This is a genomic window from Maritimibacter dapengensis (genome assembly GCF_019218265.1).
In the GTDB taxonomy this organism is placed as follows: Bacteria; Pseudomonadota; Alphaproteobacteria; order Rhodobacterales; family Rhodobacteraceae; genus Maritimibacter; species Maritimibacter dapengensis.
On record NZ_JAHUZE010000003.1, the window covers coordinates 261,202 to 276,310 of the forward strand.

The window sequence follows — 15,109 nt, forward strand, 5'->3', positions numbered from 1 at the left end:
AAATGTGCCGGCGGGTCAGTAGATCGGCGGTGACACGACCCAGATCACGACGGCAGGCTCGGACCCGTCGTTGCGCCAGGCATAGGGTGCGCCCGCGAACTGAAAACTGTCGCCGGGGGACAGGTGAACCTCGGTCTCTCCGATCCACATCGTCAGCGCGCCCGAGATCAGCACGCCGCCGTCCTCGGTTGGCCGGGCCTTGCGCGGATCGCCGCTGGACGCTCCCGGCGCGAACACCGAGCGGATCATCTCGAAGCTGCCTGAGAGGGTCGGTGACAACAACTCCTCGACCAGTCCGGTTTCGTCCGAGCCGATGGTGGGCCGATCCGCCGCCCTCAGGACAAGGCCCTGTTCCTCGGGGGCACGCCGGGACGAGCGGAAGAAGAAGCTGATGTTGACGTCCAACAGATCGGCAAGCTGTTCCAGATCGCGCACCGATGGCGTCGTTCGCCCGCGCTCGACCTGACTGAGCCAGCCGACCGAGCGCCCCGCCGCGCCCGCAAGCTGGGCCAGCGTCATTGCGCGGGTCTTGCGCAACGACCGGATGTCTTCGCCAACGTGATGTGCCACGGCGTTACCCCATTTTTTGCCCAAGCTGCCGATATTGCCGGAAAAATTCAACGTGGAACGACGATTCCAGCCATAAATTCATAGTGCATTTCATTCATAAATGAAAAAATCATTAGATTTTTCATTTTTGTGTGGCTAGCACTGTGAAAGTTGCGCGAGTCGCCCTGCGCTTGCCAGACCTAACACACCGGCCCGAGAGGACGTGCCCATGACCGAACTTCCCAGCAAAGCCCGCGTCGTCATTATCGGCGGTGGTATCTCAGGCTGCTCCGTTGCCTATCACCTTGCCAAGCTTGGCTGGACGGACATCGTTCTGTTGGAACGCAAACAGTTGACCTCCGGCACCACATGGCACGCCGCCGGGCTTGTCGGCCAGTTGCGGGCGAGCCAGAACATGACGCGGCTCGCCAAGTATTCGACCGACCTTTACGGCAAGCTGGAAGAGGAAACCGGGCTGGCCACCGGGTTTCGCCAGTGCGGCTCGATCACCGTCGCGTTGACCGAAGAGCGGCGCGAAGAGATTTTCCGGCAGGCCGCACTGGCCCGCGCCTTCGGCATCGACGTGAACGAAATGTCGCCCGCCGAGGTGCTTGAGCGGTATCCGCATCTTGAGATTTCCGATGTCGTCGCCGGGGTGCACCTGCCCAACGACGGTCAGGCCGACCCCGGCAACATCGCGCTGGCACTGGCCAAGGGCGCGCGGATGCTGGGCGCGAAGATCATCGAGAACGTCAAGGTGTCCAAGGTCGTCACCAAGGATGGCCGCGTGACTGGCGTGGAATGGGAAGCAGGCGAAGACAAGGGCCAGATCGCGACCGACAACGTCGTGAACTGCGGCGGCATGTGGGGTCGCGATTTTGCCGCCCAGAACGGCGTGACCCTGCCGCTTCATGCCTGCGAGCATTTCTATATCGTGACGGAAAACATCCCCGGCCTCGCCCAGCTTCCGGTTCTGCGCGTGCCGGACGAGTGTGCGTATTACAAGGAGGACGCGGGCAAGCTGCTGCTTGGCGCGTTCGAGCCCAAGGCGAAGCCGTGGGGCATGAACGGGATCCCCGAGGATTTCTGTTTCGACCAGCTTCCCGAAGATTTCGACCACTTCGAGCCGATCCTTGAAAAGGCCGTGTCGCGGATGCCGCTCTTGGGCGAGGTCGGTATTCACACCTTCTTCAACGGTCCCGAAAGCTTCACGCCGGACGACCGGTATTATCTGGGCGAAGCGCCCAATCTTGCCGGATACTGGATGGCCGCCGGGTACAATTCGATCGGGATCGTCTCGTCGGGGGGCGCCGGCATGGCGCTGGCGCAGTGGATGCACGACGGCGAACCGCCTTTCGATCTGTGGGAGGTCGATATTCGCCGGGCGCAACCGTTCCAGATGAACCGCCGCTATCTGAAGGAACGGGTCAGCGAGACGCTGGGCCTGCTTTATGCCGACCATTTCCCCTATCGTCAGATGGCCACCTCGCGCGGGATCCGCCGCTCGCCGCTTCATGACCACCTCAAGGCACGGGGCGCTGTCTTCGGTGAGGTCGCGGGATGGGAGCGGGCGAACTGGTTCGCAAACGAGGGCCAGACGCCGGAGTACGAATACAGCTGGAAACGCCAGAACTGGTTCGACAACCAGCGGGCCGAGCATATGGCCATGCGCGAAGGTGTCGGGCTGCTCGATATGACCAGCTTCGGCAAGATCCGGGTCGAGGGGCGCGATGCGCTCGCCTTCCTGCAACGGCTTTGTGCCAACGATATGGACGTGGCGGCGGGGCGGATCGTCTATACCCAGATGCTCAATGGCCGGGGCGGGATCGAGTGCGATCTGACGGTGACGCGCCTGTCGGAAACCGTGTTCTTCCTTGTCGTGCCCGGTGCCACGCTGCAACGCGATCTGGTCTGGTTGCGGCGTCATCTGGGCGACGAATGGGTGACGATCACGGACGTCACCGCCAGCGAAGCGGTGATCCCGATCATGGGGCCGCGGGCGCGCGATCTGCTCGCGCGGGTGTCCCCGAACGATCTGTCGAACGACGCGCATCCCTTTGGCATGGCCCGCGAGATCGAGATCGGCATGGGTCTGGCCCGCGCCCACCGCGTGACCTACGTGGGCGAACTGGGGTGGGAGCTTTACGTGTCGACCGATCAGGCCGCGCATGTCTTTGAAGCGATCGCGGACGCGGGGGCCGATGTCGGCCTTAAGCTGTGCGGGCTTCATGCCATGGACAGCTGCCGGATCGAAAAGGGCTTTCGTCACTTCGGCCACGACATCACCGACGAGGATCACGTGCTCGAAGCCGGGCTTGGGTTCGCGGTCAAGACGGACAAGGGCGATTTCATCGGCCGGGACGCGGTTCTCAGCAAACGCGAAACGGGGCTGGACCGCCGGATGCTGCAATTCAAGCTGACCGACCCCGAACCGCTCTTGTTTCATAACGAGCCGATCCTGCGCGACGGCAAGATCGTGAGCTTCCTGACCTCGGGCAACTACGGTCACGCGCTTGGGGGCGCGATCGGGCTGGGCTACGTGCCCTGCGCGCCGGGCGAGACGAGGGCCGACATGCTTGCCTCGTCCTACAGCATCGACGTGGCGGGGCGCACCGTTGCCGCCGAGGTCAGCCTTGCGCCCATGTACGACCCGAAATCGACCCGCGTGCGGGCCTGACGCCCGGCCCTCGCCCCTTTCAGACGTGGAGACGACCATGACACAGACCGACACACGCAACGATCTTTCCGCCATAGTCGCCGCCGACCGCGCGCATGTCTGGCACCACCTGAGCCAGCACAAGCCGTATGAGACGACCGATCCCCGCGTCTATGTCGAGGGCAAGGGGCTGACCCTGTGGGATGCGACGGGGCGCGAATTTCTGGATGCGGTTTCGGGCGGGGTCTGGACCGTGAACGTGGGCTACGGGCGCGAAAGCATCGCCGATGCGGTGCGCGATCAGCTAGTGAAGCTGAACTATTTCGCAGGCGCCGCCGGGACCGTGCCGGGCGCGCTGTTCGCCGAACGGCTGATCGAAAAAATGCCGGGTCTCAGCCGGGCCTATTATTCCAACTCGGGGTCCGAGGCGAACGAGAAGGTCTATAAGATGGTGCGCCAGATCTCGCACCGTCATCACGCGGGCAAGAAGTCCAAGATCCTCTACCGCGAACGCGACTATCACGGCACCACCATCGGCACGCTGGCCACATCGGGTCAGAAGCAACGCGCCGAGCAGTACGGCCCGTTCCCCGAAGGCTTCGTCGAGGTGCCGCATTGCCTGGAATACCGCGCCCAGTGGGATACGGCCGACTATGGACGCCGCGCGGCGGATGCCATCGAAGAGGTCATCCTGCGCGAAGGGCCCGAGACGGTGGGATGCCTCGTGCTCGAACCCGTCACCGCAGGCGGCGGCGTGATCGTGCCGCCCGAAGGCTACTGGCCGCGCGTGCAGGAGATTTGCCGCACGTACGACATTCTTCTCCACATCGACGAAGTGGTCTGCGGTCTTGGCCGCACCGGGACGTGGTTCGGGTATCAGAACTTCGGGATCGAACCGGATTTCGTGACCATGGCGAAAGGCGTGGCGTCGGGGTACGCCGCCATCGCCTGTACGGTCACGACGCAAGCCGTGTTCGATCTGTTCAAGGACGACGCCGCCGACCCGCTTGGGCATTTCCGCGATATTTCGACCTTCGGCGGCTGCACGTCCGGCCCCGTCGCCGCGCTTGAGAACATGCGGATCATCGAGGACGAAGGGCTGCTCGAGAACACGAAAGCGATGGGCGCGCGGTGTCTGGCCAACCTTCGCGACCTGATGGACCGTCATCCGGTGATCGGGGACGTGCGCGGTATGGGTCTGTTCTGCGGGGCCGAGCTTGTGGTGGATCGCGACACGAAAGAGCCGATGGACGAAGCGCGGGTTCAGGCCGTCGTGGCGCATTGCCTGTCGCAGGGTGTCATCATCGGGGCGACCAACCGTTCGCTTCCGGGTTACAACAACACGCTCTGCCTGTCCCCTGCCCTGACCGTGACCGCCGCCGAGATCGACCGCATCACCGGCGCGATCGACGCGGCCCTGACGGCTGTCTTCGGGTAATGTGCGCCGTTGGCCTCGCCAAAAAGACCGTCCTACGAGAAAACCAAACATGCGTCATCGGGCCTGTCTTCGGCCACAAATAGTTGCAATATACTGCACAAATGGCACTATAGAGCAGGAATCGATTCTCTCCACATTGCGACGATTGAGGTTCGTTGTCGGCGGGAAAGATGACTGACGCGCCCGGCCCTTGAGCCAGGCGCTTTCTTCGTCCTGTCGAGCCGAGCGTCCTGCGCGCTTGATTTGCGGGACGGCCGAGGACGCAAAGGAAACGCTCATGAGCGCTTTCATCCCCTACGGTGCCTACTGGTCCACCCCCTTCGCCCGTTGGCAGGGCTCTTTCGCCCATCTCCATTCCATCGAGTTTGCGGCTCATGTAACGAAGTCGGCGCTTGCCGAACGTGACATCGGCGTCGAAGCGTTCGATTTCGCAGCCTATGGCCTTACGGTGCCGCAATACCGCAGCTTCTACGGCACGCCGTGGTTCACGGCGATGATCGGGGCGACCCACCTTGCAGGACCGACGGTGAACCAGGCCTGCGCGACCGGCGCCCGCCTTCTGTCGACCGCGATGGGTGAAATGGCGACATCTGGGGTTCAGACCGCTTTGATCGCCAGTGGCGATCGGACATCGAACGGACCCCATGCCTATTACCCGGCCCCGGACAAGCCGGGCGGCACCGGCATCGGCGAAAACATCGTGATGGAAAGCTTCAATCGCGATCCCTTTGCCAAATGTGCGATGGTGGACACGGCCGACAACGTCGCGCGGAAGGTCGGGATCACAACCGAGGAACAGCATGAGGTGGCCGCCTATCGGGCGACCCAATACGAAGATGCGCTTAAGGACGACCGCGCGTTCCAGAAACGCTACATGGCGGCCGCGTTCGCCGTGCCCGACGCGGGGTTTCGCAAGACGATCAAAACTTTGAACGGTGACGAGGGCATATATCCCTCGTCGCCCGAAAAGATGGCTTCGCTCAAGCCGGTGATGCCTGAAGGGTCGGTGACGTTCGCCGGGCAAACGCATCCGGCCGATGGCTCGGCGGCCCTTGTCGTCTGCGCGACCGAGGACCGTGCGCGCGATCTGGGAAAGCCGGGCGCGCCGATCATCGAAGTGCTGGCGGTGGCGCAAGGTCGCGACGACGTGGCCCATATGCCCGCAGCCCCGATCCGCGCCGCGCATCGGGCATTGGATCTGGCTGCACTCACCATCGACGACATTGACGTAATCAAGTCGCACAATCCCTTTGCCGTTAACGACATCGCCTTCGCGCGTGCCTTCGACCTCGACTGGAAAAAGATGAACAACTTCGGTTCGTCCCTCGTCTGGGGCCATCCGCAGGGCCCGACCGGCCTGCGCGCCCTGATCGAAATGATAGAAGAGCTTGAGATCCGCGGCGGAGGAACCGGGTTATTCCAAGGCTGCGCTGCCGGAGACAGCGCTATGGCCGTGATCCTGAAGGTTCGTTGACGGCAGTGGTGTCCGCCGGTTCCTAAGGGGTCCGGCGGAGACCGACAACAACACGGGGTGCGTCAGACCCGTGATCCGGTTGACGCAGTTTCGCCGGGTCAGGCCGAAGCGGCGGCTTGTTTCAACTCAACGTTTTCGCGCCACAGGGTCATGGCCAGACTGAAGGCCCCGTTCACATAGTTCTGGTAAACCGTCATCTGAGCGGCGGGCTTGCCCGAAAGCGCCTCGAGCTTGGCGATGATGTCGTCAGATTCATTGATGAAGATGCCCGGCGCCATCTGCGCGGCGGGAAAGGACACCTTGTCGAGGTGGGCCGACAGCTCGGGTTTGACCGACGTTTCGCCCTCGGTACCTTCGGTGAAATCGCGCACCGTCACCTGATCCGCGCTGCCCGATTCCAGCACGAAGATACGGACCTTCAGACAGAAGGGGCAGTTTTCTTTCAAATAAAGAACAGGTTTGAAATCGTCGCTCATCTTTTCGTTTCCTTTTAAGGTGCAGCCGCACAGGGCCACGGTCAGGGTTATGCGTTGCGCGGTGCGGCCTTGCAGGGCGCGCACCGCGCGGGGAACGGGCCACACGAGGAAGGACGGCGGCCCGCTCATTCGGCGCCGCACCATCCGGCGCGGCGGTGTTTGGGTGATGATCCGTCGCAGTAATTCAGGCCGCCGGGTAGATATTCCCCTCGTCTTCGGAGAACAGAAGCTCGACCTCGGCCCCGCGGTTCTCAAGGATTTGCCGCTGGTTGAGATAGGCTTTGTCGGTGATTTCGCCGGTGTCCGGGTTGGGCGGCGCGACAAGGAACCTGGCGCGTCTGGCGTGCATCGAAGACCCGGATTGCGCGGATTTGAGTGCCTTCAAACCCTCGCGCACCTGCGCGCGCACCGCGTCCGCCGCGAGCACATCGGCCAGCGGCGCGCCCTCGGCCAGACCGGCGATGCGGCGGCAGGCAGGTTCGTTCGGGATCAGAAGAAAGCCGACCTCGTCGCGGTTGTGACCGGCCACCACGATGTCCTGCACGCAGGGGCTGAGGTGGTCGATCGCCGTCACCCGCAGGCTGCCGACCGATACCCATGTTCCCGTCGTCAGCTTGAAGTCCTCGACGACGCGGCCATCGAAGAACAGACCCTTGGACGGATCATCCGGGTCGGCCAGCCGCAGCGCATCCCCCATCATGTAAAAGCCTTCGTCGTCGAACGCCTCGCGCGTCTTTTCGGGGTTCTTGAAATAACCCGGCGTGATGTTCGGCCCCTTGACCCGTACTTCGAGCTTGGTCCCGTTCGGCACCAGCTTCAGCGTCACGCCCGGCACCGGCAGGCCGATGTTGGCAACGCTGTCCACGGGGAAATGGCAGTGGGTGGCGAGCGGTGCCGTTTCTGTCGACCCCCAAGCGGTCGCGACCGGCAATTCGCGCCCGGTCGTCTCGGTCGATTGGCGGCGCAGCTTGGTCCAGGTCGACGCCGGAAGGGCTGCCGCCGCGCAGAGGCATACGTCCATCGCATAGAACGCTTCACGCAGCTCGGCATCCTCGTCCATCGCTTCGGTCAGGATTTCAAAACCGCGCGGCACGTTCAGCGCCATGTTGGGCCGCACGTCTTTGATGTTCGCGATGGTGCGCGCGATGATCCCCGGCGCGGGCTTGCCGTCGTCGATGTAGAGCGAACCGCCATTGCGCAGCACCATGTTGAAGGCGAAGTTGGCGCCGAAGGTATGGCTCCACGGTAGCCAATCGACGATCACGGGCGGTTTTTCGCGCTGGTAGACCCAGATTTCCCGATGCGCTTCCTGGTTTGAGGTCAGCATCCCATGCGTGTTGATCACCGCCTTGGGCGTCCCGGTCGAACCCGACGTGAACAGCAGTCGGGCAAGCGTGTCAGGCCCGATCGCCGCGTTCGCACGGGCCACCGCGTCCTTGTCGTCGCGGCTGGCATTCTCGAACAGCGTGGCGTCCAGATCACCGTCGGTCTTGGAGGCAAGAAGCACACCGGAATGGTGCGGCGCGATGGCGGCAAGCGCTTTGGCGTAAGCAGCGGTCGAGGATACAAACACCACCGCCGGGTCCAATAGCGTGACCATCGCCTTCAGCTTCGCGTGGTCGGATGAGATCAACGAATAGGCCGTCGAGATGGTGGCGATGGGGATGCCGACATGAAAACTTGCCAGTGTCAGAAGCCCCAGATCGACCGCGTTTTCGGACAGGGCCAGAACCGGGCCATCCTTGCCCTTGGCCTGTTCAAGCAGCCACGCGCCAAGCGTTTCGGCACGGGCAAGCGCCTGTGCATAGGTCACGCTACGCCAACCGTCGCCCATCCGCTCGGCCAGAAACACGCGGTCGGGGTGCGCGTCTGCCCCGTCGACGAGCCAGTCGGACACCCGCTCCGAAGCCGCCGGAAGCGTGTAGCCGCTGCTCAGATAAATCGTGCCGTCCTCGGCGGTGCGCGAGACCACGTTCGGCCCAGCAAAAAGGCCGCCCTCGGCCGCTGTCATGTCGTTCATTGCTCTCTCCCCCAAATGCGCGGTCACGTCGAAGCGCCGTGACCCGCTGTGAGTTTCACGTCTTCAAGGATGGTAAGTCCATAGCCCTGAATACCCGGCACTTCGTGGTGCGTGTTGGTCAGAAGCCGCATGTCCCGCACCCCGAGCGCCGCAAGAATCTGCGCGCCGGTGCCATAGGCCCGCGCGTCCATCGCGACAGGGCGGCCAAGGCGGACCTCGGCTTGGACCTCGTCCGGGCCGTCGGGAACCAAGAGGACGACGACGCCGGACCCAGCCTGTGAGATCTGCTCCATCGCGCGGCGCAGAACGGCCGAACCGGCGTCGCCCTGTCCCAGCAGGTCCCTGACGATGGACAGGTGGTGCATCCGCACCAGCGTCGGCGCACCCTCGCGCACCTGCCCCTTCTGAAGCGCGACGTGCGTCAGGCCCGAGGCCGCGTCGTGGAAGCTCTTGACGGTCCATGTGCCGCCCACCTCAAGTTCCATCTCAGTCTCGGCGGTGCAGGTCACGAGGTGATCGTTCTGAAGCCGGTATTCGATCAGGTCGCGAATCGTGCCGATCTTCAGCCCGTGTTTGCGGGCGAACGGGATCAGATCGTCCAGCCGCGCCATCGTTCCGTCGTCGTTCATGATCTCGCAGATCACGCCGGACGGCTCCAACCCGGCAAGCTTCGCGATGTCGACAGAGGCTTCGGTATGCCCCGCGCGCACCAGAACGCCGCCGTCGCGCGCGCGCAGCGGAAAGACGTGACCAGGCGACGAAATGGCCTCGGCCCCGTTCTGCGGGTCGATGGCGGCCTGAATGGTGCAGGCACGGTCGGCGGCGGAAATCCCCGTGGTCACGCCGTGGCGCGCCTCGATCGACACGGTGAACGCGGTCTCGAACGGCAAGGCGTGAGTCTGCGGCATCGGAGCCAGCCCCAGCGAGTCGCACCGCGCCGCCGTCATGGCGAGGCAGATCAGACCGCGGCCGTGTGTGGCCATGAAGTTGATCGCCTCCGGGGTCGCTTTCGCAGCCGGGATGACAAGGTCGCCCTCGTTTTCGCGGTCCTCGTCATCGACGAGAACGAACATCCGGCCCTTGCGCGCCTCTTCGATGATTTCCTCAGCCGAGGCGAGCGGGGAAAAGGTGTCGGTGCCCATGTACATGTCAGGCGGCCAGAATCACGGGGCGGCGCGGCAGACCGTCCACGGCTATGCGGCGCGGCGCGCGACCATTCATGTATGTCATCTGTATGTGGTTCATCGCAATCAGCCCCTCCCCGAGCACAATTCGATTATCGTTCTCCGGAGTCGTTGATATATCTTTAGCTGCGTTTCGTCCAGAATGAACTTCGCTGGCGCTATGAAGGGAGGCTGTCGGTTAACGCTCCGCTCGCCAGCCTGCGGCCCCCGGCTCGACCCCGCTCACGATGCGAGGCGCCGTCTGCATGCAGATCGAAGTCTTAAAATACATCAATAATATATCGCTCTATAGCTGTTGCAGGCCCTGCCGATGAGGTGATCCTCAGACGCGTATGCGCCAAAGCCCCCACCAAATTTCGCCGCCTCGTAGCGGCGCGCGCCACACCCAGCGAGTCGCCCTCACAAAAAATTCTCTTTGCTGGAATCATCTTTATGATATATCAGAAACGAAGTCCGGCACCGATGAGGAGATCGCGCCGCCGGACAGGACAACTGGGAGGAATACCAAATGAATATTTCCGTTAGCGCAGACGCGCTGTCGGCCGATCTCGCGCGCGAAAAGCAGGACCATCAGAAGATCGTCGATGACATCCTAGCGAAGGTCGAAGAGATCAGCGGCGCTCTGGAAGAAGAAGCCGCACCCTCGGAAGAACTTGGAAAACTGACGGACAAAGCCGTCGATCTTCTGTTCTCGACCGGGATGCCGCAGGCCTACATCCCCAAGGAACTGGGCGGCAAAGGGCTTTTTCCCGGCGAAGCGCAATCGTTCCTGAGCCGCGTCGCCTATTACGACGGCTCGCTCGCCTGGGTGAACACAATCTTCGCCTGCGCCGGTCTGATGGTGTCATACCTGCCCGAAGACGTGTCCGAAGAGCTGTTCTCGGGCGGCAAACGGATTTCCTTCAGCGCGGTCAGCAACGGTCAGGGCACCGCGGTCAAGACGGACGACGGCTGGGTCGTGTCGGGTCGGGTCGGTACCGCTATGCCAGCGCGATCAAGCACGCAACGCACGTCTTCATGCCCGCGATGAAGGTTATCGACGGCAACCCGGTCCCGCCGCCCTTCGGTATGGGCTTTTTCCTGATCCCGATCTCGGCGGTCACGGATCGCGGCAACTGGGACACCATCGGTCTGCAAGCGACCGGCAGCGTGGACATCGAGGTCAAGGATCACCTGATCCCACTGAACCATGAGGTCGACGTGATGTCGCCGCCGAAACGGGGTGGCCGCGCCGTGTCGGGCGGTATGAACGTGTTGATCCCGACCATGCACCTGGGTTTCGCCATCGGCACCGCCGAGCGCCTGCTGGACGAGATGAAGACCGTGGGCAACAAAAAGCCGCCGGTGCCGGGCGCGAAATCCATTGGGGAAAAAGACCCGTTCCGCATCGAATACGCCCAACATGCGATGAAAGCGGCGGCGGCCCGTGCGCTGGTCGACGACGTGATGGAAAGCGTGGACAACACCCTTCGCAAGGGCGAGCAACTGTCGACCCGCCAAAGCACCATGCTGCGCGCGGTCAACATCCACGCCCACGACGTGACGCGCGACATTGCCGAATGGGCGTTCCAGCGCGGTGGCGGCGATGCCCTGCGCGAAGGCCGGCTTCAGCGGATCATCCGCGACACGCTTGCCGGGTGTCAGCATTTCTTCGCGAACGACCAGAACTACGTGAACGTCGGCTTCGAACTGATGGGCGCGCCGGACGACCACATCTGGCTCGGCCTGTTCGACTTCGGTCCCATGCCGTCGGCTCCCGCAGCCTGATCGCCCACGAAAGGAACACATGACATGAGTTTGGGTGAAAATTTCACGCGCGGCGTGGTCGAGGCCTTCGGCTACAAGGTCCCCTATATCGAGGCTGGCGAAGGCGAAGTTCTGATCAGCCTTCCGGGCTCTGCGGGGCTTGAGATGTCGACGGCCAAGGACGAGCTTGCCAAATCCTATCGCGTCATCGAGCTGGACCCGCCGGGCTGGGGCGAAACCACGCCGCTGGAGGGCCGGATGCGCCAACGCGACGTGGCCATCGTTCTGGCGGCGGCCATTCAGGAAATGGGGATCGACAGCTACCACCTGCTGGGCACGTCGATGGGCGGGACCAATGCTTATTGGCTCGCCTCGCAGTATCCTGATCGGATCAAGTCGATCATTCTCGAGGCGCCGATGCTGTTCACCGGCCCGGACGAGTTGATCGACCCCAGCGGGCTTCAGATGATCGAGGCGTTGGTCGGCGGGATGCCCATTCCGGATATGTCCGGCTACCCGGCCCCGCCGCCCCATCCCAACAAACCTTGGGCGGACGAGGCGTTTTTTCGCGAACAGATGCGGCGGCGTTTCGTCATGATGGCGAAGTCTGACCATTCCTACGACGCGCCCGAGCTTCGGGCCTTCGCGCAGACGTCCGAGATCCCGACCCTGCTTCTGTTCGGAACCGAGGAAGAGATCCTGAACCAAGGCTACCCCGAGCATTTCAAATCGCGCGTGCCGAACGGCAAGGTCAGTATTCTGGAGGGCGGGATTCACGACCTTCAGAACTCGGTCCCCGATGCGTTCGTGGCCGAAGTGAAAGCCCATATCGGCTAAGCCAAGGGCCGGGGTGCGCGCGTTGCGCCCCGGCCACCCTGCCCCGCCTCCCCTGTACCGGGCAGACCACTCCGATCAAAGGACTGTGCCGTGACCACGCCCGACATCGACCCCGCCCTGTTTCGTGACGCGATGAGCCGTCTGGCCGCGTCCGTGAACATCATCACGACCGAACTTGACGGCACCCGCCGCGGCTGCACGGCCACTGCCGTCTGTTCCTTGTCGGACACGCCCGCGTCCCTGATCGTCTGCCTCAATCGGGGCAGCAGCACCGGGCAGCTCATTCAAGCCTCCGGCATCGTCGGCGTGAACCTGTGCGAAAGCGCCGACAACGACACCGCCGCCCTGTTTGCAAGCAAGGCGGATGACAAGTTCCGCCCCGACATGTGGGACGAAGGCCCGGTCACCGGCGCGCCGCTCCTGCGGACGGCGGTCGCCGGATTCGAAGGCAGGGTGGTCGAGGCCAAGGCTTTTGGCTCCCACATCATCTTCATCGTCGAAATCGTCGCCGTGAACGTGGCGGATCAGACGCGCGCGCCGCTTTTGTACCTGAACCGGGCCTTCGGGGCCTTTGCCGCGCACTGACCGCCGGGCCCCATCGGGCTCCTCCCTTGAAGTCTTGCGCAATGTCGCGGATTTTAGGGCCGGACCCGACAGAAAGCTTCGCCCAGATGAACCTTGAGACCACCAAAATCAGCCTTGCCGAGCAATGCTACGAGCATATCCGCAAACTGATCCTTGACGGCGAGATCGAGGCGGGGTCGCGGTTCAACGAAAAGGAACTGATCGAACGAGTGGGCTTCGGGCGCACCCCGGTCCGCGAGGCGCTGGCACGGCTCGACATGGAAGGCATCATCCAGACGATGCCTCGCGCCGGTTACGTGCTGTCCAAGATCGATCTTGCCGCGATCGAAGATCACTTCCTCGTCTGGCGTTTCGTCGGCCCTAAAATTGTGCGCAAGGCGGCGGAGAATATCACTGACGATGAGAAGAGCCTGCTCGAAAGGTACTCGCGGGAAATGTCTGCCGGCACGGAGCTTGACGAATGGCTCCGCGTGTCAGCGATCATCTTCGACATCCTGACGGAAGCGACCCGGAGCCCCAACCTGACCTATATCAACCGGCGGCTGTCGTGCCAGATGCACCGGATTTACGGGCTGTATTTCCGTTCGGAACATGGCGCACGCTGGCTGCGGGACCAGTCCGATTTTTTCCTGCGTGGCGACTGGACAGCCGACCCGGAACTGGCCGAATTACAGATGAAAGCCGCTATCCGCCACGCCTACGTCGAAATCCGCGACATGGTTGCCGAGAGCCTTGCCAAGTCAGCCTAACCGATGACCCATGCGGCGGCGGCGGGCAGGCCCGTCAAAGCCCGCCCTGTGTCCTGTCACATCCCGCTCAACCCTTGGGCGCGCCGGTTTGCAGATCGACCTCGCTGTTGCGAACGCCGTCGTAGTAGGGAAAGCGCTCGACCGTTGCGCGGATTTCCTTGATCGGGCCGCCATGATCGCCCCAATGGACCGAAACGGTTTCCCCGATCTCCGTCTCGGATATGTCGAGACAGCCATGGGACAGGTATTCGCGATAAAACGGGCTGTAGACGGTGCCCGATGACCAGCCGATCTGACGACCGCCCTTTGTCACATGGTCCGCATGAGCCATGGGCCAGCGTTGCGGCGCATAGGGAAAGTCGATGGTCTTGTACGGCTCCGGCTCCCGCACCAGCGAGGCATAGAGGTCCAGCACATCGTCGTGGTTCCAGCGCAAAGTAACGGTCCGGCGTCTGGGGTTCTCGATCTCGGCCGCCACGGCATCGCGCCCGGTAAAGTCATGGTCGAACTTTACCATGTTGTCCCAACGCACTTCGACGGGCGTGCGCAGGCGAGGGCGTAGCTCTGCAGGGTCCACCGACCCCGAGACTTCCCAGCGCCGCCGCGCGCGCGGCCAGATCTCTTCGGGCATTGCCGAAATGAAGGTCCATGTATGTTGCGGGAAGCCGCCTTCGATGTGGTTGACCAGATAGGTGCCCCAACCAAGCCGCTCCATTCCGAACGCTTTGCCCACCTCGTAGACGGCATCATAGACGTCCGCTGCGTCCGCCATGGGTCCGCGCAATTCGAACGCGAGGCTTCCGACCATCCCAAGCCGCGCCACCTCTGTCGTGTGGCCCGCGACGGCCGTGTTCCGGAATCGCAGAAATTTCAGATCGCGCAGATCCTCGCCGGTCACCTTCTCAAGGACCTCGAGTGACTTCGGCCCGGCGACCTGAAACAGGTACTTGTCCGTATCCGTAATCTCAACGTCGTAGTCGACCGACTTCGGCACCACGGGCCCGGGCGGGCCGCCGGCCCAGGATTCGAACTCATCCTCCCCGAGACGCGAAAGAATGCCGTGCGCCGTGATCAGGCCATCCGCATTGCACTGCACCGCGTGTTTCATCGACCCCACGGGGAACTTTTCAAGGCTGTTGACGACGATGGACTGCAGGTATTCCTTGGCCTGCGGCCCCTTGATCCGCAATGGCCCGGACCCAGACAGGCCTGCGTGGATATAACAGCCCTCGTGCCATGACAGACCCTCTTGCCGCCAACCGTTGAACGCCCAGGCCCGCACCGTGGGAATGGTCAGCCCCTTTCCGTGCGCGTGATAAAAGACGTGGTCGGTGTAGAACGGATGCGCGAGGCGGGCGTCGATCTTGCTGGACATGTGAAAATCTCTCGTTCGTG

The 15,109-nt window shown here is 63.0% G+C and carries 13 protein-coding genes; 8 read left to right on the plus strand and 5 right to left on the minus strand.

Annotated features, from left to right (window positions below; genetic code table 11):
- Positions 1–15: 15 nt before the first annotated feature.
- On the minus strand, positions 16–570 hold the full coding sequence (locus KJP28_RS13475; RefSeq protein WP_218393138.1) for a helix-turn-helix domain-containing protein: 555 nt from the start codon (positions 568–570) through the stop codon (positions 16–18).
- Between the two features lie 208 nt (positions 571–778).
- Between KJP28_RS13475 and KJP28_RS13480 the strand changes: the two genes are divergently transcribed.
- The 3 genes from KJP28_RS13480 (at position 779) to KJP28_RS13490 (ending at position 6,117) form a co-directional block, all read left to right on the plus strand.
- Entirely contained in the window at positions 779–3,226 is a 2,448-nt protein-coding gene (locus KJP28_RS13480; protein WP_218393139.1) for a GcvT family protein, read from the plus strand.
- Positions 3,227–3,263: 37 nt separating this feature from the next.
- Positions 3,264–4,643, plus strand: a complete 1,380-nt coding sequence (gene tpa, locus KJP28_RS13485; protein WP_218393140.1) for a hypotaurine--pyruvate aminotransferase Tpa — start codon at positions 3,264–3,266, stop codon at positions 4,641–4,643.
- 277 nt (positions 4,644–4,920) lie between these two features.
- Entirely contained in the window at positions 4,921–6,117 is a 1,197-nt protein-coding gene (locus KJP28_RS13490; RefSeq protein WP_218393141.1) for a thiolase family protein, read from the plus strand.
- A gap of 98 nt (positions 6,118–6,215) precedes the next feature.
- Here KJP28_RS13490 and KJP28_RS13495 read toward each other — a convergent pair whose 3' ends face one another.
- Genes KJP28_RS13495 through ribB form a run of 3 tightly spaced genes read right to left on the minus strand, consistent with a single transcriptional unit; the run spans position 6,216 to position 9,761 of the window.
- Positions 6,216–6,722 (minus strand): glutathione S-transferase N-terminal domain-containing protein, encoded by a 507-nt coding sequence (locus KJP28_RS13495; RefSeq protein ID WP_255552385.1) that lies wholly within the window; start codon positions 6,720–6,722, stop codon positions 6,216–6,218.
- 55 nt (positions 6,723–6,777) lie between these two features.
- A complete protein-coding gene (locus tag KJP28_RS13500; RefSeq protein WP_218393142.1) occupies positions 6,778–8,613 on the minus strand; it encodes a feruloyl-CoA synthase in 1,836 nt (611 codons plus the stop codon).
- 23 nt (positions 8,614–8,636) lie between these two features.
- Positions 8,637–9,761 carry a 3,4-dihydroxy-2-butanone-4-phosphate synthase gene (ribB, locus tag KJP28_RS13505; RefSeq protein WP_218393143.1) on the minus strand — a complete coding sequence of 375 codons (1,125 nt, stop codon included), beginning with the start codon at positions 9,759–9,761 and terminating at the stop codon, positions 8,637–8,639.
- Positions 9,762–10,305: 544 nt separating this feature from the next.
- Between ribB and KJP28_RS13510 the strand changes: the two genes are divergently transcribed.
- The 5 genes from KJP28_RS13510 to KJP28_RS13530 all read left to right on the plus strand — a co-directional run bounded on the left by KJP28_RS13510 (position 10,306) and on the right by KJP28_RS13530 (position 13,714).
- Complete coding sequence (locus tag KJP28_RS13510) at positions 10,306–10,827, plus strand: acyl-CoA dehydrogenase family protein (protein ID WP_218393145.1); 522 nt, start codon at positions 10,306–10,308, stop codon at positions 10,825–10,827.
- Positions 10,815–11,564, plus strand: a complete 750-nt coding sequence (locus tag KJP28_RS13515; protein ID WP_218393146.1) for an acyl-CoA dehydrogenase family protein — start codon at positions 10,815–10,817, stop codon at positions 11,562–11,564. The genes KJP28_RS13510 and KJP28_RS13515 overlap by 13 nt, the downstream gene beginning before the upstream one ends.
- Positions 11,565–11,588: 24 nt before the next feature.
- Positions 11,589–12,380 carry an alpha/beta fold hydrolase gene (locus KJP28_RS13520; RefSeq protein ID WP_218393147.1) on the plus strand — a complete coding sequence of 264 codons (792 nt, stop codon included), beginning with the start codon at positions 11,589–11,591 and terminating at the stop codon, positions 12,378–12,380.
- 90 nt (positions 12,381–12,470) lie between these two features.
- Positions 12,471–12,965, plus strand: a complete 495-nt coding sequence (locus KJP28_RS13525) for a flavin reductase (protein ID WP_218393148.1) — start codon at positions 12,471–12,473, stop codon at positions 12,963–12,965.
- Positions 12,966–13,006: 41 nt separating this feature from the next.
- The gene (locus KJP28_RS13530) at positions 13,007–13,714 is read left to right on the plus strand and encodes a GntR family transcriptional regulator (protein ID WP_218393150.1); all 708 of its coding nucleotides are present in this window, start codon (positions 13,007–13,009) and stop codon (positions 13,712–13,714) included.
- Between the two features lie 67 nt (positions 13,715–13,781).
- On the opposite strand, the gene KJP28_RS13535 is transcribed toward KJP28_RS13530, so the two are convergent.
- Complete coding sequence (locus KJP28_RS13535; RefSeq protein ID WP_218393151.1) at positions 13,782–15,089, minus strand: hypothetical protein; 1,308 nt, start codon at positions 15,087–15,089, stop codon at positions 13,782–13,784.
- Positions 15,090–15,109 lie beyond the last annotated feature (20 nt).